This window comes from Clostridium sp. TJA032 (genome assembly GCF_058310275.1).
In genome coordinates, this window is the sequence record NZ_JBZEFB010000003.1 from 191039 (window position 1) to 217149 (window position 26111).

General features: G+C 27.3%; 29 protein-coding genes, 3 tRNA genes and 3 rRNA genes. 7 read left to right on the forward strand and 28 right to left on the reverse strand.

Translation table 11 applies throughout. From position 1 onward, the window contains the following. Window positions 1–25: 25 nt before the first annotated feature. Together ispD and AC4FRL_RS09260 are read right to left on the reverse strand one after the other, a co-directional pair. The gene (gene ispD / locus AC4FRL_RS09255) at window positions 26–700 is read right to left on the reverse strand and encodes a 2-C-methyl-D-erythritol 4-phosphate cytidylyltransferase (protein ID WP_491139918.1); all 675 of its coding nucleotides are present in this window, start codon (window positions 698–700) and stop codon (window positions 26–28) included. 13 nt (window positions 701–713) lie between these two features. Then, window positions 714–1820, reverse strand: a complete 1107-nt coding sequence (locus AC4FRL_RS09260; protein WP_491139919.1) for a PIN/TRAM domain-containing protein — start codon at window positions 1818–1820, stop codon at window positions 714–716. Between the two features lie 312 nt (window positions 1821–2132). On the opposite strand from AC4FRL_RS09260, the gene AC4FRL_RS09265 reads away from it, so the two are divergent. After that, the gene (locus tag AC4FRL_RS09265; protein ID WP_491139920.1) at window positions 2133–2534 is read left to right on the forward strand and encodes a nucleoside triphosphate pyrophosphohydrolase family protein; all 402 of its coding nucleotides are present in this window, start codon (window positions 2133–2135) and stop codon (window positions 2532–2534) included. A gap of 33 nt (window positions 2535–2567) precedes the next feature. Here the strand turns inward: AC4FRL_RS09265 and disA are convergent, their stop codons facing one another. The 4 genes from disA to AC4FRL_RS09285 all read right to left on the reverse strand — a co-directional run bounded on the left by disA (window position 2568) and on the right by AC4FRL_RS09285 (window position 6694). Beyond that, window positions 2568–3632: a DNA integrity scanning diadenylate cyclase DisA gene (disA, locus tag AC4FRL_RS09270; RefSeq protein WP_491139921.1), complete on the reverse strand. Its 1065-nt coding sequence runs from the start codon at window positions 3630–3632 to the stop codon at window positions 2568–2570. Between the two features lie 20 nt (window positions 3633–3652). After that, a complete protein-coding gene (gene radA / locus AC4FRL_RS09275; protein WP_491139922.1) occupies window positions 3653–5014 on the reverse strand; it encodes a DNA repair protein RadA in 1362 nt (453 codons plus the stop codon). Between the two features lie 232 nt (window positions 5015–5246). Next, window positions 5247–5975, reverse strand: a complete 729-nt coding sequence (gene nagB / locus AC4FRL_RS09280) for a glucosamine-6-phosphate deaminase (protein WP_491139923.1) — start codon at window positions 5973–5975, stop codon at window positions 5247–5249. Further along, a complete protein-coding gene (locus tag AC4FRL_RS09285; RefSeq protein WP_491139924.1) occupies window positions 5972–6694 on the reverse strand; it encodes a GntR family transcriptional regulator in 723 nt (240 codons plus the stop codon). The genes nagB and AC4FRL_RS09285 overlap by 4 nt, the downstream gene beginning before the upstream one ends. Before the next feature lie 196 nt (window positions 6695–6890). On the opposite strand from AC4FRL_RS09285, the gene AC4FRL_RS09290 reads away from it, so the two are divergent. Together AC4FRL_RS09290 and AC4FRL_RS09295 are read left to right on the forward strand one after the other, a co-directional pair. Further along, window positions 6891–7052: a hypothetical protein gene (locus AC4FRL_RS09290; RefSeq protein WP_491139925.1), complete on the forward strand. Its 162-nt coding sequence runs from the start codon at window positions 6891–6893 to the stop codon at window positions 7050–7052. 92 nt (window positions 7053–7144) lie between these two features. Then, entirely contained in the window at window positions 7145–7372 is a 228-nt protein-coding gene (locus AC4FRL_RS09295; RefSeq protein WP_491139926.1) for a glutaredoxin family protein, read from the forward strand. Window positions 7373–7481: 109 nt separating this feature from the next. On the opposite strand, the gene AC4FRL_RS09300 is transcribed toward AC4FRL_RS09295, so the two are convergent. The 7 genes from AC4FRL_RS09300 to AC4FRL_RS09330 all read right to left on the reverse strand — a co-directional run bounded on the left by AC4FRL_RS09300 (window position 7482) and on the right by AC4FRL_RS09330 (window position 14806). Next, window positions 7482–8930, reverse strand: coding sequence for an NADP-dependent glyceraldehyde-3-phosphate dehydrogenase (locus tag AC4FRL_RS09300; protein WP_491139928.1), 1449 nt, complete (start codon window positions 8928–8930; stop codon window positions 7482–7484). Between the two features lie 16 nt (window positions 8931–8946). Continuing rightward, window positions 8947–9180: a glutaredoxin domain-containing protein gene (locus tag AC4FRL_RS09305; protein ID WP_491139929.1), complete on the reverse strand. Its 234-nt coding sequence runs from the start codon at window positions 9178–9180 to the stop codon at window positions 8947–8949. A 3-nt stretch (window positions 9181–9183) separates the two neighbouring features. Continuing rightward, window positions 9184–10122 carry a thioredoxin-disulfide reductase gene (trxB, locus tag AC4FRL_RS09310; protein ID WP_491139930.1) on the reverse strand — a complete coding sequence of 313 codons (939 nt, stop codon included), beginning with the start codon at window positions 10120–10122 and terminating at the stop codon, window positions 9184–9186. A 249-nt stretch (window positions 10123–10371) separates the two neighbouring features. Next, a complete protein-coding gene (locus tag AC4FRL_RS09315; protein WP_491139931.1) occupies window positions 10372–12816 on the reverse strand; it encodes an ATP-dependent Clp protease ATP-binding subunit in 2445 nt (814 codons plus the stop codon). 24 nt (window positions 12817–12840) lie between these two features. Beyond that, entirely contained in the window at window positions 12841–13827 is a 987-nt protein-coding gene (locus tag AC4FRL_RS09320) for a protein arginine kinase (RefSeq protein ID WP_491139932.1), read from the reverse strand. A 3-nt stretch (window positions 13828–13830) separates the two neighbouring features. After that, window positions 13831–14331 carry a hypothetical protein gene (locus AC4FRL_RS09325; protein WP_491139933.1) on the reverse strand — a complete coding sequence of 167 codons (501 nt, stop codon included), beginning with the start codon at window positions 14329–14331 and terminating at the stop codon, window positions 13831–13833. A 19-nt stretch (window positions 14332–14350) separates the two neighbouring features. Further along, the gene (locus AC4FRL_RS09330) at window positions 14351–14806 is read right to left on the reverse strand and encodes a CtsR family transcriptional regulator (protein ID WP_491139934.1); all 456 of its coding nucleotides are present in this window, start codon (window positions 14804–14806) and stop codon (window positions 14351–14353) included. Between the two features lie 206 nt (window positions 14807–15012). On the opposite strand from AC4FRL_RS09330, the gene AC4FRL_RS09335 reads away from it, so the two are divergent. Next, the gene (locus AC4FRL_RS09335; protein ID WP_491139935.1) at window positions 15013–15666 is read left to right on the forward strand and encodes an MBL fold metallo-hydrolase; all 654 of its coding nucleotides are present in this window, start codon (window positions 15013–15015) and stop codon (window positions 15664–15666) included. A gap of 43 nt (window positions 15667–15709) precedes the next feature. On the opposite strand, the gene fdxA is transcribed toward AC4FRL_RS09335, so the two are convergent. The 8 genes from fdxA to AC4FRL_RS09375 all read right to left on the reverse strand — a co-directional run bounded on the left by fdxA (window position 15710) and on the right by AC4FRL_RS09375 (window position 20931). Continuing rightward, window positions 15710–15880, reverse strand: a complete 171-nt coding sequence (gene fdxA / locus AC4FRL_RS09340) for a 4Fe-4S ferredoxin (RefSeq protein ID WP_300257591.1) — start codon at window positions 15878–15880, stop codon at window positions 15710–15712. Window positions 15881–16042: 162 nt separating this feature from the next. After that, window positions 16043–16948, reverse strand: a complete 906-nt coding sequence (locus AC4FRL_RS09345; protein ID WP_491139936.1) for a PSP1 domain-containing protein — start codon at window positions 16946–16948, stop codon at window positions 16043–16045. Window positions 16949–16950: 2 nt separating this feature from the next. Continuing rightward, on the reverse strand, window positions 16951–17874 hold the full coding sequence (locus tag AC4FRL_RS09350; protein WP_491139937.1) for a DNA polymerase III subunit delta': 924 nt from the start codon (window positions 17872–17874) through the stop codon (window positions 16951–16953). Window positions 17875–17895: 21 nt separating this feature from the next. Continuing rightward, entirely contained in the window at window positions 17896–18225 is a 330-nt protein-coding gene (gene darA / locus AC4FRL_RS09355; RefSeq protein ID WP_491139938.1) for a cyclic di-AMP receptor DarA, read from the reverse strand. A gap of 121 nt (window positions 18226–18346) precedes the next feature. Beyond that, window positions 18347–18502, reverse strand: coding sequence for a hypothetical protein (locus AC4FRL_RS09360; RefSeq protein WP_491139939.1), 156 nt, complete (start codon window positions 18500–18502; stop codon window positions 18347–18349). A gap of 30 nt (window positions 18503–18532) precedes the next feature. Beyond that, the gene (locus AC4FRL_RS09365; RefSeq protein ID WP_491139940.1) at window positions 18533–19123 is read right to left on the reverse strand and encodes a guanylate kinase; all 591 of its coding nucleotides are present in this window, start codon (window positions 19121–19123) and stop codon (window positions 18533–18535) included. Between the two features lie 190 nt (window positions 19124–19313). Then, window positions 19314–20738 carry an aminotransferase class I/II-fold pyridoxal phosphate-dependent enzyme gene (locus AC4FRL_RS09370; protein ID WP_491139941.1) on the reverse strand — a complete coding sequence of 475 codons (1425 nt, stop codon included), beginning with the start codon at window positions 20736–20738 and terminating at the stop codon, window positions 19314–19316. A 16-nt stretch (window positions 20739–20754) separates the two neighbouring features. Beyond that, window positions 20755–20931: a sigma factor G inhibitor Gin gene (locus AC4FRL_RS09375; protein WP_491139942.1), complete on the reverse strand. Its 177-nt coding sequence runs from the start codon at window positions 20929–20931 to the stop codon at window positions 20755–20757. A gap of 159 nt (window positions 20932–21090) precedes the next feature. On the opposite strand from AC4FRL_RS09375, the gene AC4FRL_RS09380 reads away from it, so the two are divergent. Next, window positions 21091–22260, forward strand: a complete 1170-nt coding sequence (locus AC4FRL_RS09380) for a zinc-binding metallopeptidase family protein (protein ID WP_491139943.1) — start codon at window positions 21091–21093, stop codon at window positions 22258–22260. Window positions 22261–22286: 26 nt separating this feature from the next. On the opposite strand, the gene AC4FRL_RS09385 is transcribed toward AC4FRL_RS09380, so the two are convergent. Then, window positions 22287–22784, reverse strand: a complete 498-nt coding sequence (locus AC4FRL_RS09385) for a DUF6106 family protein (RefSeq protein ID WP_491139944.1) — start codon at window positions 22782–22784, stop codon at window positions 22287–22289. 274 nt (window positions 22785–23058) lie between these two features. On the opposite strand from AC4FRL_RS09385, the gene AC4FRL_RS09390 reads away from it, so the two are divergent. Together AC4FRL_RS09390 and AC4FRL_RS09395 are read left to right on the forward strand one after the other, a co-directional pair. Beyond that, a complete protein-coding gene (locus AC4FRL_RS09390) occupies window positions 23059–24003 on the forward strand; it encodes a magnesium transporter CorA family protein (RefSeq protein WP_491139945.1) in 945 nt (314 codons plus the stop codon). 127 nt (window positions 24004–24130) lie between these two features. Beyond that, window positions 24131–25009, forward strand: a complete 879-nt coding sequence (locus AC4FRL_RS09395; protein ID WP_491139946.1) for a S66 peptidase family protein — start codon at window positions 24131–24133, stop codon at window positions 25007–25009. A 170-nt stretch (window positions 25010–25179) separates the two neighbouring features. On the opposite strand, the gene AC4FRL_RS09400 is transcribed toward AC4FRL_RS09395, so the two are convergent. From AC4FRL_RS09400 to AC4FRL_RS09425, 6 genes are all read right to left on the reverse strand, one after another. After that, window positions 25180–25254 (reverse strand) — tRNA-Cys (locus tag AC4FRL_RS09400). A gap of 6 nt (window positions 25255–25260) precedes the next feature. Further along, window positions 25261–25336, reverse strand: a tRNA-Phe gene (locus tag AC4FRL_RS09405). 289 nt (window positions 25337–25625) lie between these two features. Then, window positions 25626–25744, reverse strand: a 5S ribosomal RNA gene (rrf, locus tag AC4FRL_RS09410). Between the two features lie 2 nt (window positions 25745–25746). Further along, window positions 25747–25821: transfer RNA gene (locus AC4FRL_RS09415), tRNA-Asn, on the reverse strand. 6 nt (window positions 25822–25827) lie between these two features. Next, window positions 25828–25946: ribosomal RNA gene (rrf, locus tag AC4FRL_RS09420) — 5S ribosomal RNA — on the reverse strand. A gap of 50 nt (window positions 25947–25996) precedes the next feature. Further along, window positions 25997–26111, reverse strand: a 23S ribosomal RNA gene (locus tag AC4FRL_RS09425); the annotation flags it as partial.

Below are 26111 nucleotides of genomic sequence, written 5' to 3' on the forward strand. Positions count from 1 at the left end.
ACTCTTTTTATCCTGTGAATCTTTATTAAATAAAATACTTTGCCAAAATTAAATCTTCTGGTGTTGTAACTTTAATATTTTCATAGTCTCCATTAAAAAGATATACTTTTTCTCCTAAAAGTTCTACTATCATAGTATCATCCGTAACTTTAATGTGTTCTTCCTTTACTTTATCATGACCTCTTTTTATTAAGTTATACTTAAAACATTGAGGTGTTTGAACAGCTACTAAAGAATTCCTATTAGGAGTATCTATAGAAAATCCCTTTTCATCTTTAATCTTTATGGTATCCTTTGGAGTAACTCCAGGAGCTGCTGCTCCAAACTTCTTTGCATAATCTATGCCTTCTGTTATTATTCTATTACTTACAAAGGCTCTAGCTCCATCATGTATTAAGACAATTTCACAATTCTCTATAGAATTTAAAGCATTATAGACAGAATCTTGTCTTTCTTCTCCCCCTTCAATAATCTTAGAAATTTTAAAATTAAATTTAGGCTCTATTTCCTTTTTAAAATAATCTATTTCATCTTTAGGTAAGACAAGAATTATTTCATCAATCTCTTTGCATTTTTCAAAAGCTTTTAATGTATAGTAAATTATAGGTTTTTCATTTATTTCTATAAACTGTTTGCTAACTTTAGCACCCATTCTTTTACCTTTTCCACCAGCTAATATAATGCTAACTACTTTTCCCATAAACAACTTCCTTTTAAGATTTATATTTAGCAAATATCATTCTTCCTGCTGCAGTTTGAAGTACTGAAGTTACAACTACTGTTATTTCTTTTCCCATGTACTTTCTACCACCTTCTACAACAATCATAGTACCATCATCAAGATAAGCAACTCCTTGTCCAGATTCTTTTCCATCTTTAACAACAGTAAGTGTCATCTCTTCCCCTGGTAATACTACAGGTTTTATTGCATTTGCTAATTCATTTATGTTTAATACCGGAACTCCTTGGAATTCCGCTACTTTATTTAAATTATAATCGTTTGTTACAACCTTACCATTTAATTTTTGTGCTAATTTTAAAAGCTTTATATCAACTTCTGCTATTTCTGGAAAATCTCCTTCCCACATTATAACTTCTATAGAAAGCTCTTTTTGTATTTTATTTAATATATCTAACCCTCTTCTTCCTCTAGTTCTTTTTAAAGAATCAGAGCAATCTGATATATGTCTTAATTCATCAAGAACAAAAGTAGGTATTACTAAAGCTCCCTCAATAAATCCAGTTTGGCATAAATCAAATATTCTTCCGTCAATAATAACAGAGGTATCTAAAACCTTTGGTGTAGCTTCACTTTTTTTACTTGAAGGACTTTTAGATTTTTTCTCTTTAGATTGTCCTTTTCTAAAGTTTTGAAAATACAATGTAATATCTTCTCTTTTTTTAACAGCTATATCTGCACCTATAATCATAGCTAAAACATTTATAACTACAGATACAATAGGCCCTAACATATCATTTATTCCACTTAAAAAGCTACTTAAAGGCAAAGTTACTACTAAAGCTAATACTAAGGCAACTATGGCTCCCCCAGCTCCAAATATTATTTCACTTGGAGATAACTTAGATATTCCTTTTTCTATAAAAGTCATAAGTCTTCTTATAGCTTTATATATAAAAGGAGAAAGAATAAATAAAATAATTCCAAATGCAACTGTTAAAATTATATAAAATGATACCTTAAAAAAAATGTTTGTTAAATACTCCTTGCCTATAGCACTTTTTCTTATTCCATCTGCTAAAACAAAGCCAATTAACACCCCTAAAATAGTAAGGATTATTCTAAAAATTTTCTTTATCACAAACTCACCTCCTATATAATTATTGACATGTTTAGGTTTTATAATTCATAGTTGTAAAATATTTATAATATACTTACTTAATTATACCATATAAGTGCCTTTTCAGATTTACAAATATTTCTTAATTCATAGAATTAACAAATTACCCCCTGTAACTTTTTTTAAAATTGATTTATATTGTAGTCAAGTTAACAAGCTAATTAGTTTTTAACATATGTTTAGTTTTGCAACCCTAAATCATTTGACAAATATAACCAAAAAATTTTATAATTACTATAGGGTCAAAGATTAGTATATAAGGAGTGAAACACTATGAAGGACGTAATTTTTGACGAATTTCAAAATAGCGTTAATAATTCTTTACTTAGACACAAAAGCATATTAGATATATTAAGTAAATATCAAGAATCTCAAGCAAGAGCAAATAGAGCTATATGTAAAGCCGTTACAAATTGTGGCTGCATAGAAATTGATGGTAAGAAGCAAAATTTACTAGAAAATAGCGACTTATCCTTAGAGGATTTAACTCCAAATTTAAGCTCCCATATTAAAGGAGCTTTATGTGAAAATTGTAGGGAAGTTATAGAACGTGAACTTGGTAATAACCTTTTTTATCTAACTTCTTTATGTAATGCTTTGGATTTAAATTTATTTGATATACTATTAAAAGAATATAATAAAATCGATACTTTAGGTAAATTTACTTTTAGATAAATATTAAGTGCCATATAAATATGGCACTTTTTTTTATAAATTTTTATTTAAAGCTACTTGTTCTCTTATTCTTCTTAATCCATTTTTAATTGCTCTAGCTCTAGCTTCTCCAATTCCTTCTACTTGATCTAATTCTTCATTTCCTGCCTCGAGAATATACTTAAGCTTTCCAAAGTGTCCAACTAGATTTTCTATTACGTTTGAAGGTATTCTTGGCACCTTATTAGATATTCTATATCCTCTAGGTGACACTAATGTGTCAATTAATGGTTTACCTACATACCCTAATTCCTTTGCTATTATATCTAAATCTAATAAATCTTCAGCTGATAATTTTTGTATCTCTTTATAAACATTATTATATTCCATTCTATCGTAACAGTAGTCTCTTATTAAAAGAACTCCATCTTGTTCTATGCTTCTTACTAATTCATTTAACTGCATAGAAATAAGTCTTCCTTCATTTCCAAGCTCAATAATATATCCTTCTATTTCTTCTACTATTCTCATTACCATTTCTGTTCTTTGAATAGCAGTAGTAACATCAAAAAGTGTTGCTAAATCTTGAAACTCAAGTATATTAAGATTGTTAGTTACTCTTTCAAGAACTGCTACATATTTCTCTAATGTTTGTATAGCTTGATTTGCTTTGCTTAATATAACAGCACTATCTCTTAGAACATATTTTATATCTCCCTTATAGACAGTAATTATATTTCTTCTTTGAGAAATAGCTATTGCTATTTTATTTGTTTGCTTTGCAACCCTTTGAGCAGTTCTATGTCTTGTTCCTGTTTCAAAAGTACTTATAGATTGATTTGGCATAAGCTGAGCATTGGCATAAAGTATTCTTTTTCTATCTGAAGTAAGTACTAAAGCACCATCCATCTTAGCAAGCTCATATATATATGCAGGACTATATTCAGAGTTTATATTAAATCCACCATCTACTAAATCTAATATTTCCTCATTATCCCCTAATACTATAAGTCCTCCTGTTTTAGCTCTTAATATATTATCTAAGCCTTCTCTTAATGAAGTACCAGGACTCATTATTTTTAATATTTTCTTTAACTCATCATCATGTACAGTTCTCATTTAACTCACACCTATCCATCTTAAAATATCTTTCCTATGGCTTCTCTTACAGTTTTTACTCCTATAAGATTTAATTTACTCCCCTTTAATTTATCTAAACTTCTATAAGGAACAACAGCATTTAAAAATCCCATTTTTTCTGCTTCATTTAATATTCTGTCACAATTTGATATAGGTCTTATTTCTCCTGTTAATCCAACTTCTCCTATAACAACTAACTTTTCTAAAGAAGTAGCCTTACCCTTAACAGAAGATACAAGAGAAATGGCAATCCCCAAATCTGCTGTAGTTCCCTCTATTTCAAGCCCTCCTACTACATTTACATAAACATCAGTATTATAAAAAGGCACTCTTAACTTCTTTTCTAATACAGCTAAAATCAAACTTAATCTTGAATTTTCTACTCCTACAGAGGTCCTTCTTGGCATTACAGCCTTTGTTTCTGAAGCTAAAGATTGTATTTCTACAAGAATAGGTCTAGTTCCTTCCATTACTCCAATTACAACTGAACCTTCTTGATTGAAACTAGTATCCTCTAAAAACATGCTAGAAGGGTCATAAACTTGCATAAGCCCTTCTCCACGCATTTCAAAAACGCCAATTTCTGCTGTAGTCCCAAATCTATTTTTCATAGTTCTTAATATTCTAAATTCTTCTGTTCTTTCACCTTCAAAAGACAAAACAGTATCAACCATATGTTCTAATACTCTAGGTCCTGCTAAATCTCCTTGCTTTGTTACATGAGCAACTATAAACAATGGAATATTTTTGCCTTTAGCAATCCTCATTACAGAATTTGAACATTCCTTAACCTGAGAAACACTTCCTGGTGCTGAAGATACTGTTTCTCTATATATAGTTTGTATTGAATCTATAATTATGAAAGCTGGTTCTAATTTATCTATATATGCCTCTATTAAATCAAGATTAGTTTCAGAGACTATATAAAGTTCTTCTGCATCAACCTTTAATCTGTCTCCTCTTATTTTTATCTGTTCTTCTGACTCTTCACCAGAAATATATAAAACTTTTCCATATTTTTTTGAAATATTATTAGCTGTTTGTAAAAGAAGTGTAGATTTACCTATTCCAGGGTCTCCAGAGATAAGAGTAAGCGACCCTTTAACAAGTCCTCCACCTAACACTCTATTTAATTCACCAATTCCTGTGTCATATCTTTCCTTCTCACCTGATTTGATTTCTTTTATTTTTTTAAGTTCACCTAACTGTCTTTCAACCTTTTGAGAAGATTGATTACTTTTAGAATCTCTAATCTCCTCAACTAAAGTATTCCAATTATTACATTCTGGACATTTACCCATCCACTTCGGTGTTTCATATCCACAATTTTGACACACATATATACTTCTAACCTTTGCCACTTTACCAACTCCATATTTCTTCATTTTACGTACAAATCTAATTATTTCCTAATATATCCTTAAATAATCATATCATATCATTATAACTAATCACATACTTATTTATTACTATTTTATTAAAAAGATTATGTAAAAGATTTAATAAAAATTAATGCTATAAAAAGTAAAAAACTGTTTGCAAAAAAGAAAATAAAAATTCCAATCTGCAAACAGTTTTTTATATATAATTTAACTATTTTAATAGCTTAGCAGCAGCTTCATCTACTATTAATAAAACATCTCTATGCATTTGTAACATAGTAGCTGGTATTTCAGTTGTTATTTTTCCGCTCATCATAGCTTTTACAACAGCAGCTTTTCCCTCTCCACTTGCTATAACCATTATTTTTTTGGCCTTCATTATTCCACCAAGTCCCATTGTTATAGCTTTTCTTGGAACATCTTCAATTGAATCAAAAAATCTTGCGTTAGCTTCTATAGTTGATTCTTTAAGGTCAGTTAAATGTGTTCCTACACTTAAAGCCTCTCCTGGCTCATTAAAACCTATATGTCCATTTGCTCCTAAACCTAATAATTGTAGGTCTATTCCACCTAAATCTTGTATTCTCTCATCATACTTTTCACATTCTTCTTCAATATTTTCTGCTAAACCATTAGGAACAAAAGTCTTATTTTTATCTATATTTATATGATTAAATAAATTTTTATTCATGAAGTATCTATAACTTTGGTCATGCTCACCTGATAGACCTACATATTCATCTAAATTTATACTTGTAACCTTTGAAAAATCTAATTTTCCTTCATTGTACATTTTAATAAGTTCTTTGTACATTCCAACTGGAGTTCCACCAGTTGCTAAACCTAAAACAATTTCAGGATTTTTCTTTATATCTTCAGCCATTTCATTAGCTGCAACCTTGCTCATTTCATCATAATTTTTAGTAACTATTAATCTCATTTCAATTTCCCCTCTCTTTTAGAAATATTAATTTCTAACACATACTTATCTGATCTATAAATTGCATCTTCAACGTAAATTATTTCTCCCTCAGAATTTAAAGCTGTATTATGACTTTTTAATAGAGGAACTTGTTTCTCAACACCAAATAAATCCTTTAATTCTTTATCCATTATAACTGCTGCCAAAGAAGATTCTGTGCTATCTATTATATATCCCTTTTCTTCTAATAACTTAAATAAAGAACCTTCTAAGTCCTCCTTAGTTATAAAGCCACAATACTCACAGGGAATATAGACAACTTCATTTGCTACAGCCTCATTATCTACTATTCTTAATCTATTTATTTTGTATATTCTGTCTACTAAAAAAACATCAGCTAATTCCTCTGGTGTATTAATAACCTCAAAATCTATAACTTTAGTTATTAAACTGCGTCCTGCTTTTTTTATTATTTCTGAGAAACTCATCATATCTTCTTGCTTAACTTTAGGTTCACAGACAAAAGTACCCTTTCCTTTCTCTCTTGTTAAAAGCCCCTCTTGAACTAACTCCCCTAAGGCCTGTCTAACAGTCATGCGACTTACCCCATAAGTCTCTGTTAACTCTCTTTCACTAGCTATACATTGTCCTACTTGCCAAGTTCCTCCTAGTATTTTTTCTTTTATCATTTCCTTTAACTGGTAATAAACTGGTATAGGACTATTTTTATCTATCATGATTTCTCCTCCTACTTTAATTATACTCAAGTGTTCCATAGTTGTCTAGACCACTATACATTCTTTTTTATATTATCTCTTTAGTCTATGTTATATTTTATCATTTATCCTTAAATATTTTCCACTTTTATAAATCTTAGTGAATATATAACTTAATTTTATCAAATACTATAAACAAAAAGCAGGAGGGATTGCCTTGAATTTAAAGGATAAATTTAATCATAACTATGTAGTTTCAGAAAACCCCTTACATACTTCTAATAGACCTTTAACTACTTTATCCTCCTTTGTTAATAATGAGGATACAATGCATAACTTAATATTTAATGATCATTTAAATGATGGTCAAATTAAATAAATGGTTTTTATTGATTTAAATCACATATTTTATACACTTTTAATACTTAAAATAAATATATATTAAAAATAATTAGCATAGGAGATGATAATATGGTAAAGGTTTATTCAACAAACTCTTGTCCATGGTGCGTTAAAGCAAAACAATATCTTAAATCAAAAAACGTTGAGTTTGAAGATTTAAATGTTCAAACAGATATGGTTGCTAGAGAAGATATGCTTAAAAAGAGTAAACAAATGGGTGTTCCTGTTTTAGATATAAATGGAACTATAATAGTTGGTTTCGATAAAAATGCTATAGACAAAGCTTTAGGACAATAGGAACACAAAAGAGAGATGAAATTCATCTCTCTTTTTCATTTTAAAAAAGCTACAAATAATTTTATTTGTAGCTTTTAGGTATAGGTTTAAGTATTTTATTTTTAAATTATTATCTTATTGTAATTACTGTTGCCTTTGGTCTAGACATAGCTTCTATTGAATATCTTATTCCCTGTGTACCCATTCCTGAAGATTTTACTCCTAAGAATGGGAAATGGTCAGGTCCTCTTTCAGTTTTATTATTAACATGAACAGTTCCAACCTCTAATTTATCTGCAATATAAAAAGCTTCATTTATATCTTTAGTAAATACAGAAGATTGTAATCCATATTTAGAAGCATTAGCTATATCTATAGCTTCATCTTTACTATTTACTCTTATAATAGGTAAAACTGGACCAAAAGGTTCTTCCCAAGCTAATCTCATATCTGTAGTTACATTATCAAATAAAGTAGGCTCTATTAAATTACCTTCTCTATTTCCTCCACATATTAAAACAGCTCCTTTATCTTTTGCATCCTCTATAAGCTCCATAACAAAGTCTGCTGCTTTATTATCTATAAGAGGTACTATAGTAACATCCTCTATTTCTAGTGGATTTCCCATTTTTAATTTACTTATTTTTTCTTTTAATTTATAAATTAATTTATCAGCAATAGAATCCATTACTAATATTCTTTTTACAGCTGTACATCTTTGTCCTGAATAAGAATATCCTCCAGAAATTATATTATTAACAGTTAAATCTAAATCTGCATCTTCTAAAACTATAGCTGCATCTTTACCACCAAGCTCCATAAGAAGAGGTTTCATAACTGTTATTTGAGAAATTCTTCTTCCTACCTCTGTACTTCCTGTAAAGTTTATAAAATCTATTTTATCGTGAGTTACACAATAATCTCCAATCTCACTTCCTCTTCCTGTTAAAGTATTTAAAACCCCTCCAGGAAGTCCAGCATCATGAAACATTTTAGCTAAATACAATGCTGATAACCCACCTTGAGTTGCTGGTTTAAGAACAACACTATTTCCAGCAACTATAGCAGGTGCTATCTTTGATGCTGATAAATTTACAGGATAGTTAAAAGGTGATATTGCTAAAACAACCCCTAAAGGTTCTCTTGTTACAACTGATATCTTACTTCTATTAAAGCCTGGAAAATTATCTGATGGAATACTTTCTCCATCCATTCCCTTAGCTGCATCTGCTGTAAATCTTATATAATCAGCTGTTCTACTAACCTCTGATAAAGCACTTTTTTTATCCTTAGCAACTTCTCTTATCATTATATTTGCTAATTCTTCTTTATGCTCTTCTAATAAATCAGCAGTTTTATAAAGAATATCAGCTCTTTCATTTAAAGGAACTTCATTCCAAGATTTCTGAGCTTTTTCTGCATTATCAATAATCTTATCTACATCTTCCCTAGATAAGCTTTGAATTTTTCCAACTAAGCTACCATCTATAGGTGATTTTATATCAATTAATTTATCTGATGTATCTTTATAAAAACTTCCACCCATAAAGTTATAAAAAACATTTTCTTTTGTATTCATTAAAATTCATCCTTCACTATTTTAATTTAGATATTGCATTATCTATTTTTTCTTTATCAAATCCAACTATTACTTCATCTCCAATTACGGCTACTGGAACTGATCTTTGACCTGAAACTTCTAAAACTTCATTTCTATCTTCTTTTCCATCTGCAACTGTTATTGTTTCATATGGAACTCCTACTTTTTCTAAATATTTTTTTAGTTTATTACATGGTCCACACCATTCAACTGAATATACCTTTACCATAAATTATCTCTCCTTTATTTCTGAAATATATTTTTCTGCATGTAAGGCTGCTATAGTTCCATCTGAAACAGCAGTAGTTATTTGTCTAAACATTTTATCTCTAACATCTCCTGCTACATAGACACCCTTAACATTTGTTCTCATATTTTCATCACTTTCAATATAACCATTATCTTTTATATTTATATATTCTCTAAACATAGCAGTTTTTGGTTCTGTACCTATATAACCAAAAACCCCGTTTATAGGAATTTCCTTTTCTTCTTGAGTTTTAGTATTTCTTATTTTAGCAGCTTCAACAAATTCTCCTCCTAAAACATCAACTAAATCCCAGTTATACATTATTTCAATATTTTCCTTCTTACTTGCAGCTTCTAATGTTTTAGCCTCTGCACGGAAATAATCATATCTCCTTATAACAATTACTTTTTTAACTATATTTGATAAATATAAAGCCTCTTCTAAAGCAGCATTTCCACCGCCTACAACTGCTACAACTTCATCTTTATAAACAGCTCCATCACATACTGCACAATAATGCACACCCTTACCTAAATATTTACTTTCACTTGGGATTGGTAATTTTTTAGGTGTTGCTCCTGTAGCTATTATTACAGCCTTTGGCTTATATATATATTCACCAGTTTCTATTATTTTTTCATCATCCTTTAGATAAACCTTTTCTATAAAATCAAATTCATCTATATTAGCTCCACAGGCTTCAGCTTGAGCTTGAATCTTATCTGCAAGTTCATTTCCTGTTATTTCAATAAATCCTGGATAGTTTTCAACTGTGTAAGTTGACCTTACTTGCCCACCAACTAAATTATTCTCTAAAACTAAAGTATCTAACTTAGCTCTTGAAGCATATATAGCAGAAGTTAGTCCTGCAGGACCTCCTCCAATTATTATTAAATCTAATTCTTTTTCTTTTTTATCCATACTAACACTCCTTACTGAGGTTAAATTTATTATTTGTATTATATGATATATTATTCTATGTACCCCCTAAGGGTACCTCTTTTTTTATTAATTATACTCCTTGTTAAACAATTTTTCAATAATAATTATTATTAATTATATTTTTTTAATAATTTATTCTTATTCTGACTAAAAAACCATATTATATTCTAAAATCTAATACATTAATAAAAAGGTAAGACTATAAAAATAAATAGTCTTACCTTTTTATTAAATAATATTTTTAAATTTTAAAGTATCCTCTTCTAAAAAAACTTCAACTTTAGAACCAACTAATATATTTCCATTTAATAATTCTTCACTTAACTTATCTTCAACATACTTAGTTATAACTCTTCTTAAAGGTCTAGCACCATACTTTAACTCAGTACCCTTCTTAACTAAAAACTCCTTACATTCCTTAGAAAAACATAAGGAAAGCTTTAAGTCTTCTAATCTTTCCTTTAAAGAATAAATCATAAGGTCCACTATTTCTAAAAGATGCTCTTTTTCTAAGCGATGAAAAACAACTATATCATCTAATCTATTTATAAACTCTGGCTTAAAGTTTTGTTTTAATTCTTCAATCATAATATTTTTCATTCTATCATAATCTTTTTCTTTATCATCTTTAGCACTAAATCCAAGTGAACTTTTTTTATCTAATTTATCTGCTCCAATATTAGAAGTCATTATTATAATTGTATTTTTAAAATCTACAGTTTTACCTTTTCCATCTGTAAGAATACCATCTTCTAGAATTTGAAGTAAAATATTAAATATATCTGAATGTGCTTTTTCTATTTCATCAAAAAGTATTACTGAATATGGATTTTTTCTAACCTTCTCTGTAAGCTGTCCTCCTTCTTCATACCCAACATATCCAGGAGGAGCACCTATAAGTCTAGACACACCATTTTTCTCCATATATTCTGACATATCAAGCCTTATAAATTTGTTTTCATCTCCAAACATAGCTTCTGCTAAAGCTTTGCAAAGCTCTGTTTTACCAACTCCTGTTGGTCCTAAAAAAGCAAATGAACCAATAGGTCTTTTAGGGTCTTTTAATCCCACCCTTGAACGTCTTACAGCTTTTGATATTGTTTTTATAGCTTCTAATTGTCCAATTACTCTTTTACCTAAATTTTCTTCTAGATTTAAAAGTTTAAGAGATTCTTTTTCTGTAAGTTTCTCAACTGGTATTTGAGTCCATTTAGAAACAACTCGTGCAATATCCTCTTTTTTCACATCATGAACCTTGTTATAACTTTCTTCTCTCCATAAATTCCTTTTCTCTTGTAAACTTTCTTCTAATATATTTTCATCATCTCTTAGTTTTGCAGCTAACTCAAAATCTTGTAATCTTATAGCTTCTTCCTTTTTTTCTCTTAAAGAATTTATTTCTTCTTCTAATTTTAAAAACTCCTTAGGAACTTTTAAACTATCAATTCTAACCTTTGCTGAAGCCTCATCAATTAAATCTATCGCTTTATCTGGTAAGTATCTATCAGTTATATATCTACTTGATAAACTAACTGCAGATTCTATAGCTTCTTCTGTCAATTTAACATTATGATGAATTTCATATTTTTCCTTTAATCCTTTTAAAATTAAAATAGAATTTTCTTTACTTGGCTCTTTAACCATTATAGGTTGAAATCTTCTTTCTAAGGCTGAATCTTTTTCAAAATTCTTTCTATATTCCTCTATTGTAGTTGCTCCTATACATTGTATTTCTCCTCTTGCTAAGGCTGGCTTTAAAATATTAGAAGCATCAATAGCTCCCTCTGCTCCTCCTGCTCCTACAATATTGTGTATCTCATCTATAAAAAGTATAATATCTTCTGAATCTTTAACCTCTTTTATTACCTTTTTAAGTCTTTCTTCAAATTCTCCTCTATACTTAGCTCCTGCTAGCATAGAAGTAACATCTAGGGTAAATATAACTTTTTCTTGTATATTTTCAGGTACTTCTCCTAAAACTATTTTTTGAGCCAACCCTTCAACAACGGCTGTTTTTCCAACCCCTGGCTCTCCAATTAGACAAGGATTATTTTTCATTCTTCTACAAAGTATTTCTAAAAGCCTTTGTGTTTCATCTTCTCTTCCAATGACTGGGTCTAATTTATTGTTACTTGCTTTCTCTATTAAATTTATTCCATAAAGGTTTAAAGTTGGTATATCTCTTTTTTTAATCTTTTCTTTTTCCCTTACATTTTTATTATCTTTATTTGTTATCTTTCCTAAAACATTATTTAACTTTATGCTTATTGAATCTATATCGCTTTTTACTATTTTATTCATAATAAATCTAGCTACGCCGTCTTTTTCTTGTAACAATGATAATAATATATGTTCAGGTCTTGAAACTATGTGTCCATAATCTCTTGAAATCTCCATACTTCTTTCTAAAACTTTTTTACATCTAGGAGTAAAAGGTACTTCATCTAAACTATAATTAACTTCTCCAATTCCAACATATAACTTAATAAAACTAAGCACTTTTTCTTCTGTTATATTACTTTCCTCTAAAATTTTAGAACATTGTCCATTTTCATTTATTAATCCAATTAATAAATGCTCTGTCCCCATATAACCGTGATTTAACCTTAAAGAGCTTTCTTTTCCCTTTTTAATAACTACTTTGGAATTTTCATTAAAATTATCAAGACGCATCTTTTACCTCCTACTATTAAAATTTTATGTGATTAAAGAATTTTGAATAATATAAGCTCTTTTTTTATTTAAGTCTTTTAAAAATTCATACTCATTAAAATGATTTATTATATTAGGATGAATCTTTGTAAGAATAGAATTTATTGAATTTAGTGAAATATCCTTTATAATTCCACTTTCAATTCCTAATCTTATATTTGATAAAACTTTTAAAGCCTTTTCTTCTTCTATTGAATCAATTTCTTTTATAGTTTCTAAAGAGTTTAGAATTTCTTTATTTAATTTATGATAATCTTCATAAGAAATATTATCTCTTTTCATCTTTTCTTTTAAAACAATTTGACTGCTAATAGCTTTAAGTGATTCTAAAATATCCTCTTCCTTAATTCCTATAGTATTTTTATTATATATTTCATAAATATTGCTATACCTTAGTTTCCTTGAATTAAATACATCTCTTAAGCCAAAACCTTGTGTACTTAAATACTCTTTTAATAAATTTATTGAATTATAATAGCTTATTAAAGGAAGATGAATAAAAACACTTCCCCTTAAAGCAGTTCCTAAATTTTTTATATTTGATGTTAAGTATCCAAACTCCATATCAAAAGCATAATCTCTTCTTTCTTCTATAAAACTCTCTAACATATTTACTTTATTATAAATTTCATTTAAACTTAGTCCACCATTTGTACATTCTATCCCAATATGCTCATCTTCATTCAAAAACACATTAAAATCTCTCTTTTTTTCAAAGGTTATATATTTATTTTTTTCATGTATAAAATCAATATCCTTATATAAGATATCTTCCTCTTCTTTATCTTTAAATAAATAAGATTTCTCTAAAAAGTTCTTTTCTTTTAAAACCTCTATTACTAAGTTTAAAATTTCTGTATCTTCCTTAGGTTCTAAAGATTTTCTAAATTTAAGTCCTTCAAAATTTCTATAAATCTTAACTTTAGAAGCAATTATAATGCTATTATTAATAGGAGAAATATATTTAAACAAAATCTATTCCTCCCTTAATTCTTCTTTTAAATTTAAAATTTTCTTCTTTATAATAGTAGCTTCTTCAAACTTTTCTTTTAGTATATTAATTTTTAATTTTTCTTCTAAAATAGATAATTGTAATATTTTAAGCTCCTTACTTATAGTTTTAGGTTCCTTTCCTATATGTTTTAAACCTAAATTATTTGATGTTAAAAAATCTAATACATCTTCCCTAAAAATCTCATAACAGTTTTGACATCCTAAAAAATTATTTTTTTTAAAATCTCTAATATCTGTTCCACACTTATCACATAATAAATTTTTTCCTAAACTCCCCATTGAATCTATATACTTATTTAAATATGCTAAGAACTCATCTAACCCCTTATTTTCATCATCTAAGGTTAATTTCATTACCTCTAAAGCACACATTTCACAAAGCATAAAACTCTCATTTTTTCCTTTATTCTTTTTTAACAAATTAATTGTAGCTTTATTTTTATTACAATTATTACAAAGCAATATTTTCAACTCCTATAAATTACTTAAGTAATACCATAAGTAAAGCTTTGAATATATCTGCTCTAGTTTCATTTATATTTTTAGAACTTTGTAGCGTTCTATCATTTATAGCAACTTTAGTAAGATTTGCTGCTTTTTCATCAATTATATTATGTTCAAGCAAATTATCTATAATAGCTGCTGCATTATGGTATGTAATGCCTTTGCCTATCTCATCATAGATTAAATCTCTTCTATCTGCATGGACTTCATGAACTACCTTTTTTATAACAATGTAGCCTCCGCCACCCCTTCTACTTTCTATGAGATATCCTTTTTCATAAGTAAATCTAGTAGTTAAAACATAATTTATCTGTGAAGGTGCACATTTAAATTTTTCTGCTAATTCATTTCTTCTTATCATTAAATTATTATCTTCTGTTTCATCTAATAATTTTTTTAAAAAATCCTCTATTGAATCTGACAATTTAGCCATATATATCACTCCTCAAAATTTGACCTTTACTGACCTTAATACACAATATATATTAATACATTTGCCATACTTAATCAATGTAATACAGGAGCTAATAGATTATTTTTATATAAATGTTTTAATTTACCAAAATCATTCTTATATTTTATGTTTATTTCTATTATATGTGTCAATAATAAAAATAATTTTTATAGGAGGATTTTTTAATGAATATTTATTGGTTAGGACATTCCTGCTTTTTAATAAAAACAAACTTAGGAAAACGTATATTATTAGACCCCTTTGACTTTGATATAGGCTATAAGCCTTATAGAGGAGATATAGATTTGGTTACAATAAGTCATATGCATTTTGACCATAATTGCACAAAATATATAAAAGACAAAACAAAAATTTTAAAAGAATTAGTAAATTACGAAAACACCTTTTGTAAGGTAAAATCTTTCTTTTCTTTCCATGATAATTGTTTTGGTTTAAAAAGAGATAGAAATTTTATATTTAAAATAACCTGTGATAATTTAAATCTTTGTCATTTAGGAGACTTAGGTCATATGCTTTCTGAAAAGCAAATAGAACAACTAGGTAATATTGATATTTTATTTGTGCCTGTAGGAGAAGAATTTACTATTTCTATAGATGATTTAAAAAAGTTAATAAACAAGATAAATCCAAAATATATAATACCTATGCACTATAAAACAACTAAATTAAATTTTCAATTAAATACTATAGATAAATTTCTAATAAAAATGAAAGCATACCCTGTAATTAAAGAAAAAATACTTTCTGTTTCAGAAAATTCTTTACCTAATAAATCAACTATAAAAATATTAGATATTTCTTCTGAAGAAAGTATTTAAATATAATAAAAAAAGATCATCCTAAGATGATCTTTAAATAATATTATTCTTGAACTGGTGCACCTACTGGGCAAACATTAGCGCAGTTTCCGCATTCGATACAAGTATCTGCATCTATAACGAATTGAGTATCTCCTTGTGATATTGCATCTACAGGACACTCAGCAGCGCATGCTCCACAGCTTACACATGTGTCTAATATTTTGTATGCCATAATAAAACACCTCCTAAAATGTTGGTATAAAAATACCATATTTATATTATCACATTTCTTCTAACTTTTAAAGTATTTAATCTCTATATTTAAGCATATTTAGAGTATTCTAACAAAATTATAATAACTATGCTAAGAAATACCCCCATACCGTATTATTTTTTAATTTTCTTTTATTAAATTTTTAATTAAAGCCTTATCAGCTTCATCTGTAATTTCTAATCTAATATTGTTATCTTCAACTTCACCTTCATAAGTTCCTGAAATTAATTTTACATCATACATTTTAAAGTCTTGTATAATCTCTTCATTCTTTCTTGGTAACTTCACTCTTACTAATTCTTTTAAAACATTATTAGCTACAACTTCACCTTTTCCAAATTCAGTTTCAACTATAGAACCTACTCTTGGAAGTTCTTTTCTTATTTCTTCATAAGTACTTTGTTCATAATTTAAACAACACATAAGTCTACCACATATTCCTGATATTTTAGTAGGATTTAATGATAAACTTTGCTCTTTAGCCATTTTTATTGAAACAGATGCAAAATCTCCTAAGAAGGTAGAACAACAAAGAGGTCTTCCACAAGGACCAAGTCCTCCTATCATCTTAGCTTCATCTCTAACACCTATTTGTCTAAGCTCTATTCTAGTTTTAAATATAGTTGCTAAATCCTTTACTAATTCTCTAAAATCAACTCTACCTTCAGCTGTAAAATAAAATATTACCTTATTATTATCAAAAGTATATTCTACATCTATTAATTTCATTACTAAATTATGTTCTTCTATCTTTTTTAAACATATTTCAAAAGCTTCAACTTCTTTAGCCTTATTTTCTCTATGTTTATTTATATCTTCTTCTGTTGCTAATCTTAAAACTGATTTTAAAGGTGCTACTATATCTTCTTCATCTATTTTTCTTATGCCTATTACACATTCTCCAAACTCAACACCTCTAGCAGTTTCAACAATTACATTCTGTCCCTTTTTAATCTCTATACCATTAGGACCAAAGTAATATATCTTACCAGCTTTTTTAAATCTGACACCTATTACTTCTATCATTTTTATTCCTCCAATATACTAATTAACATACTATCTAAAGTTATCCATAAATTAGTATTGCTTCTCAAATTATTTCTCGCTTCATTAACTAATTTTATTATCCTACTTAATTTCTTATAAGATAAATTATTAGCAATTTCTTTTATATCCTCTATTTTATCTCCATTTATTATGGATAGATTATTCTCTATTTCCTTATAAACTATAGCATCTCTTGCAAAAGTTGTAATAGTTTCTAAAACTTCTTCTTCATTTCCCTTCATAGAATTAAATTTATCTGAATACTTTATAGGAAGGCCTATATTTCCCTTTCCTATGTCTTTAAACATTTCTAAAACAGAGTTTCTTATTTCCTTAAATATTTGGTCATTCATAAATTTATCTACTCTTCCAGGAATACCTTCACTAAAAGATATAAGAGTCTTACGCAAATCTTCATCTATATATCTATACTTTTCATTTATATATAAATTTATTTCCTCTTTACTAAGAGGTGCTAATCTATGAATTTGACATCTAGACCTTATAGTTTCTAAAATCGCCTCTAAATTATTACTTAAAATTATTATAAAAATACCTGAAAGAGGTTCTTCTATAGTCTTTAAAAGAGCATTTTGCGCTGCAACAGTAAGCTTTTCACCATTATGAATTATAATAACCTTTTTATCACCTTCATAAGGTTTTTTACTAGCTTCTTCTATTATATTTCTTACTAAATCAACTCCAAAAGAACTTTTTTCAGATTTATAATTAATAATGTCTACATGTTCTTTTCTAGATGGTATTCCTAAAATCTTATATGCAAAGACCTCTGCCACAAGACTTTTTCCTATGCCATCCTCACCAATAATTAAATGAGCATGGGAAAGCGCATTTCTACTTACACTTTTACTAAATCTATCTATAACTTTTTTATGACCTATCATTTATGCACTTTCCTTTCATATTTAAATTTTTACAAACTTATCTACATCAACTACAAAAACTGTAGCTCCACCTACTTGAACTTCCATAGGATAAGGTATATATACCCCTCCTGGTTCAGAAACATTTGCTGGGGAAGTTATTACGCCTTTTCTTGTTTGACATACTTCCTTTATTATTGCTATAACATCATCTACCTTCTCTTTTTTAACTCCAGCTAAAAGAGTAGTATTTCCTGATTTTAAAAATCCTCCTGTTGTAGCTAATTTAGTAACGCTATACCCCTTATCATTTAAAGCATCAACTAAATCTAACGCATCATCATCTTGAACTATGGCTATTACCAATTTCATATTAACGCCTCCTAATCTCTCTACCCAAATCAAATTTATGTTTTTAATAATTATATCATTATTTTTAATTCTAAACCAAAAAGTTATTATTACTTTATTTTAAGCTATTTAAATAATAGTTTTATTTTATTCCTTTTATACCAAAACCAGCTAAGACAACTCCTATAATAGTTATAACCTTATTAAGACCATACGGGTCTATATCAGAAACTGCTAAATATATTCCTACTAAAACTAATAAAAATCCAATAAATATTAATTTTAAAGCATTCTTCATTTTTTCTCTCTCCCCTCTTAATTTAACATTTTATTTGAAATTACTTCTTATTACTTTTTCTATTTCATCTATACATTCTTTTAAATCATTATTATTATATTTTTTTAGTATATTATTTTTTAATAATTTATCTTTACTAAAGTCTTCACTATCTGCCAAAAATCTTCTACACATCTCATTATAATTAGGATTTTTTTCTTCTCTCTCCCTTTTTAAAGCTCTTTCAAGTCTAATTCCATCATCTAAATCTATATAAAGAGGAACTAATTTATCATCTCCAAAGTATTTTCTAAAATTTGAATAAGCCTCTAAGGTTACAATAACTATATAATTATTCTTCTCTAAATTTATTTGTCCATCATCAACAGTTAGATAATACCACTTTCCATGAACAGTATTATAAACTCTACACTCTATTATTTTTCCTTCATTTTTAAATTCTTCTAACTTTTCTTTATTTATAAAAAAATATTCTACTCCATTAGTTTCATTACTTCTTTTTGGTCTTGTTGTATATGTAACAATAGTTTTTAAATTTAAATCCTTTATTTTATTGATTTCTTTTAAGATAGTATCTTTTCCAGAACCACTTTTTCCCATTATACAAAATATTTTACCCATATTTGCTCCAATCTATATAAAATAATTTATAAAATACCATTTAAACAATTTTTAATTTTAACCTAAAAATTATTATATCAAATAATTTAATACTATTTTTGTAGAAAAACATAAAAAGGTTGTACAAAATCATATAAATAACAATACATTAGATTTTTATTTTTATGATTTTAAACACAACCTAAAATATTTATTTTATTACCTTAATTTTTTTATTTTTTATACCTATTACATCAATATTATTTTTCATATATTCCTTAATAAGTTTAATATGATTTTTATCAATAACTTCTCCCATTATTAACATAGGAACTCCTGGTGGATAAGGAACTATATTTTCTGCTACAACTTTATTCTCACATTTATCTATATCTAACTTTTCATATTCTAAATTTAAAACTTCAAAAGGTTCTAATTTTTTCTTAGGTAAATCTGTTAAATAAAAATCAACCTCTTCTTCTTTAAGAAGATTAATATCACATTCCTTTAAAGCTTCACTAAGTAATAGAAAATCTTTCTTAGTATTAAAAGGAGAAGGTATCAAAACAAGATTTTTATTATCACTCATTTCACATTGTATTTTTTTATCCCTTAAATAATTAGATAGCTTGTTTCCATTTAATCCATCACTTAAATTAAAAACTATTCTGCTTTTATCAAGCTCAATATCATCTAAATTAATATCTTTATCTAATCCATTTATTAAAAATTCATCATCTAGTATTTTAAAATAATTTAAATCTTTTATATCATTTTTAAAATTTTCTATGTTATTAAATAAATCATTATATGCTAAGTTAGAATAATTCTCTAAAAAATCTCTTGAATAATCTAAAGTCATCATAAACATATATGAAGGACTTGTACTCATAAATATATTTTTATAAAACTCTACTTCATCAATAAATTTCTTATTATTTACATGAAGCCATGCTGTTTGAGTTAAACTTGGTAATGTTTTATGGGCACTCATAACAACCATATCAACTTCTAAATCTTGTACACTATTTGGAAGTAATTTATTAAAACCAAAATGTGCTCCATGAGCTGAATCTATTAAAATTCTTAAATTTAAATTTTTACATAAATTTATAGTTTCATTTATATTTACACCTATCCCATAATAATTTGGATAAGTTAAAATTATTCCTTTTACATCTTTATTTAAACTTAATTGGCTCTTTAAATGATTTAAATCTATTCCAACAGGTGCTTTTAATTTAGAATGAAAAATATTATTTATAAAAACTGGCTTTAATTTTCTAAGTATTATTCCATTCATTATGCTCTTGTGGCAGTTTCTCTCAACTAAGACTTTATCTCCTTCTTTAAAAGCTGAAAAAATCATTATTAAGTTTCCACAAGTGCTACCATTCACTAAAAAATAACTTTTATAACTCTTATATAAATCGCTTAGTTTATCCTCTGCTTCTTTAATTATTCCCTCTGGTTCTTGTAAATTATCTAACCCTTCAACTTCAGTCAAATCTCCATCTATAAGAAATCTTTTAATATCTTTAAAAGCTCTCCCATTTTTATGTCCTGGCATAGAAAATGGTACTATTTCATCATTTAAGTATTTTGATATTCCATTTATAATAGGAATATTTTTCAAAGTAAATCACTCCTTATTATCCTAATTTCTTTTTATAAACTTCTTCCTTTAATCTATTTTTATAAAACTCATAAAATTCGCTATTAACATCACAACTTATAGCCTTTTTTTCACATTCTGTGCATATTAGCTTTCCTCTTATCATTATACCATGAGCCTCTTTACCACAAATAATACAAATTGAATTGTTCATACAATAAACCTCCTTAAAATTCTGTTTTTTTATATTTTTTCCATCTCATATTTTTCTATACATAAATTTCTAAAATTTTCTATAAGCTACATAAAAAAATTAATATTTTTTATATTGTAGCACAAACTAAACATATAACTAATTTAGGAGGTTTTTTCAATGAAACAAGAAGTTATTTCTTATTTATCTACTGAAAAAGAAGCACTCTTTAATCTTTGTAAATTTCTTCATGATAATCCTGAAGAAAGCTATAAAGAGTATGATGCTTGTAAATACATATGTAGCTTTCTAAGAGATAGGGATTTTGAAGTTAGAGAAAAATTTTTAGATTTAGATACCTCTTTTTATGCAAAGAAAGGAGATGGCTATCCTAAAATATGTTTTCTTTGTGAATATGATGCCCTTAAAGATAAAGGTGGACATATAACAGGACACAACCTACTAACTACTATTTCAGTTGCAAGTGCCATAGGCTTAGGAAAAGTAATAGAAAAAGTTGGTGGAACAGTTATTTTAATTGGATGTCCTGGAGAATATTTAGGTGGAACTAAATCTACTTATGTTAGACAAGGTGTTTTTGATGATATAGATGTAGTATTAACAGCACATCCTGATATTGTAACCTCTGGAAGTGGAACATCAAAGGCAATAATACCTTTAAAAGTTACATTTAAAGGTCATGATGGTCTAAGCTTTTTAGATTTTGATAACTTTACTTCTTTAGATGGAATAATGCTAACCTTTAATATTATAAATTCTTTATCAAAAGGTTTCTGTAAAAAAGCTAATATACACACCATTTTATCTCAAGGTGGAGTTACTCCACTTTTAAGACCTATAGAGGCAGAAGGTAAACTCTATATAAGAACAGATAATACAAAAATAGCTAAATGTATAGAAAATAAAATTAAAAATATAGTAAACTGTGTTTCTAACACTATGAATCTACAAAGTTCTATAGAACTTTATGAACCTCCCAATGAGGAGCTTTTATCAAATCAAGTGTTAAATAGATTATATAGTCATAACTTAAAAGAAAATGGAATTATTAATATAGGAGAACCTAGAAATATAGATGCTGGAATTTCTTTAGGTGCAGTAAGTCATAAGGTCCCTTGTATTCATCCATATATAAATATAGTTGATAATATCAATATTGAATATGGGACAAAGGAATTTGCTGATTCAACTATAACCAACTTTGCACAAAATCAAGCTTTTATAGCTTCCTGTTCTCTTATATCAACAGCCTTAGACCTTATAGAAAGTGATTTCCTTTTATCAGAAGTTAAAGAATCTTTTAATCTATCTAGAGAAAGTTTATATTAAAAAAGAGAGTTTAAAAACTCTCTTTTTTAAAACACTAAATTCTTTTCTAATTTATCAACAAGTGTTTTGCTTGGTTTAAAATAAAACTTGTTATATACATCACCATTTTTATATATACAACAATAGTGTCCTGTTCTATCTAATAAACTACAAACATATTTTTTGCAAGATGATACCTTAAATTCTTTTGCTTCCTTATGGTCATCTTTTCCTAAATAAACAATGTTGTTTAGTTTTATGTTCTCTAATGTTGATTGACTATTATCTTTAACTTTGTGAATCATTAGTTGATTTGCAACTATAGAATATTTATAACTTATTTTGCATTTTCTATATTCTCTATAGAAAATAACTAAAGTTAAAAATATAAAAATTGGATCTGTTACTTTTTCAGCCTTAAAAGATTCAAATTTAAAATTGCCAAAAAAATTAGCTAAGCTTATAGCTAAGCTCATAAAGATTATACTAATTATAATAGCTACATCCCTTCTTTTTTTGACAACCTCCTTATGCATAGTGCCCATTAAAAAATCCCCCGACTTTTAATATTATAAACAAATCACATTATACTAATTTTCAAACATTAATTCTACCTAAACAAATGTAGAATTCTAATAATTTTAATCTTAATTGACCATATTTAAAGTTTAAATGAAACGTATTGCTTGTACCTCTTTTTTTCTATAGCTTTCTTCATTATATCTATATTATTATTAAAAATTCTCTTGATTTTATTTTAAATAACTTGTTTAATGATATTGAAAACAAAATATAACTTAAAACTTTGGGAGGGACAAAATGATACAGATATATAAATCTTTAAGCGAAACCGACGGAACTTTAAAAAAAGTTGATTCCCTTGAACCAGGTTGTTGGGTTAATATAATAGCACCTTCACAAGAAGAATTACTTCTAATTTCTAAGAAAACAGGAGTTCCAATAGAATTTTTAAGAGCTCCTTTAGATGATGAAGAAACCTCTCGTATAGAGATTGAAGGAGATTTTATATTAATAATAGTGGATATTCCTTTTACTGAAATGGAGGATAACTCATTAACATATGATACTTATCCATTAGCTATAATTCATACAAAAAATGAATTAATTACTGTATGTCTAAAAAATAGTAAAGTATTAACTGATTTTTCTTCAAATAAAGTTAGAAATTTTTATTCATTCAAAAAATCAAGATTTATTTTACAAATTCTAAATAGAGTTTCAACTTATTATCTTTTATATTTAAGACAAATAGATAAAAAAAGTATAATGATAGAAAAAAGGCTTCATAAATCTATGAAAAATAGGGAACTAGTACAACTTCATTCTTTAAGTAAATCCTTGGTTTATTTTTCAACCTCATTAAAATCTAATGAAATAACTTTAGAAAAAATGTTAAAACTTGATGTAATACAGAGATATGAAGAAGATAAAGATGTGCTAGAAGATGTAATAATAGAAAACAAGCAAGCTATAGAAATGACAGAAATTTATAGTAATATATTAGGAAGTACTATGGACTTTTTTGCTTCTGTTATTTCAAACAACTTAAATATAGTTATGAAAGTTTTAGCTTCAGTTACTATACTTATGTCAACTCTTACAGTTATTTCTGGTATTTATGGAATGAACTTTGATTATTTACCTTTATTACATCATCCTTATGGTTTCCAAATCGTAATGGGATTTTCTATAATATTATGTGGTGTAATTGCTTTTATTTTATACAAAAAGGATATGTTTTAAAATTTTATAGACATATGTTTTTTGTACAAAATTTGTATAAAGAATGTAATCCTAAAAAAGAATATGCATATAATTAAATATAAATAATAGAGAGCAACTTTTTGCTCTCTTTTTTTAGGAGGCTTTTATGCAATTTAAGAAATTATATGAAGGAGATACTATAGGTATAATAGCACCTGCAAGTGGAGATAACTTAAAAGAATTAGATTATAATATTTCACAATTCAAAAAATTAGGTTTTAAAATTAAAGAAGGAAAGTATTTAAGAGAAAAAAATGACTATTTAGGAGCCTCTGATAAAGAAAGAGCTATGGATTTAATTAACATGTTTAAGGATGATGAAATTAAAGCTATAGTAGCTTATAGAGGCGGATATGGCTGTATAAGAATGATGCCCTATTTAGACTTAAATATTATAAAAAAAAATCCTAAAATTTTCTGTGGCTATAGTGATTTAACAATCTTACTAAATTACATAACAGAAAAGACAGGATTAACAACATTTCATGCTCCTATGGTAAATTCAAATTTTTTTTTAGAAAACAATACAAAAAAAAGTTTTCTATCTATGTTAAAAGACGATTCTAATAAAATAAAAATCTCCACAAAAGAATTTATTATAAAAAACAAAAAATTTTTTAAAGGAACTTTATGTGGAGGAAATCTAGCAGTATTATGTAGTTCTATTGGCACCCCTTATGAAATAAACACAGAAAATAAAGTTTTAATGATTGAAGATATAAATGAAGAAAATTATTCTATAGATAGATACTTAATGCAATTAAAACTATCTAATAAACTTAAAAATTGTAATGGCTTTCTAATAGGTCATTTTACTCCTAATAATTCTCAAACTAAAAATATTATATATTCTATTTTAAAAGAATATAATAAACCTATTATATTTAATATGCCTTTCGGACATGATTATCCAAATATCTCTCTACCTATAGGTGGAAGATTTAACTTTAATCCTGAAAAAGAAAATATAGATATATATTATTAAAGATATTTTTTATAAAATAAAAATAAACTATATTCTATTTTATCAATAAAAAAAGTGAATTTATCTTTAAAAGATAAATTCACTTTTTCTTAGTGTTTGGAATAAAATTTAGTGTTTATATGTAAATTTCTGCAAAGCAAAAACCTCAGTTAAATCACTGAGGTTTTTAATGGAGGCGCCACCCGGATTTGAACCGGGGAATAAAGGTTTTGCAGACCTCTGCCTTACCACTTGGCTATAGCGCCATAAGCTGGTGGCTCGAGCAGGAATCGAACCAGCGACACGAGGATTTTCAGTCCTCTGCTCTACCGACTGAGCTATCGAGCCTTACCATAAAAGAAGATTTGCTCTTCACAAGTATTAATTATATAGATAATATATCAATATGTCAACACTTTTTTTAAAATTTTATATATATTTTTTATAATGTTTTAAATAAGTAATAGTTATATTTTAAAATAAAAAAGTTATCCACAGGAATAAAGAAAATTTTTTAATATTATTTTCTGTGGATAAAATTATAAAATAAAATATCCACATATAAAATTCATAATTAATAAATATAATAAAAAACAAAAAAATAAAAGCTTGAAAATTAATTTTCAAGCTTTTTCTTACCTAGCAACCATCTACTCTCCCACACAGTCTCCCGTGCAGTACCATCGACCGTAAAAGGCTTAACCGTCGTGTTCGGAATGGAAAACGGGTGTTACCCTTAAACGCATTATCACTAGATTTGGCTCCTCGAAGAGGACTCGAACCTCCAGCCTATCGGTTAACAGCCGAGTGCTCCACCATTGAGCTATCGAGGAATATAAACCTGGCAACCACCTACTCTCCCACACAGTCTCCCGTGCAGTACCATCAGCTTCTATAGGCTTAACCGTCGTGTTCGGAATGGAAAACGGGTGTTACCCTAAAGAACATCATCACCAGATTTTAAAAAGAACTTTGTTCTTTCAAAATTGCACATAATTAATACTATATTTGGTCAAGCCCTCGATCTATTAGTATCGGTCAGCTGAACATGTTACCATGCTTACACCTCCGACCTATCAACCTTGTGTTCTTCAAGGGATCTTACTAGCTTACGCTATGGGAA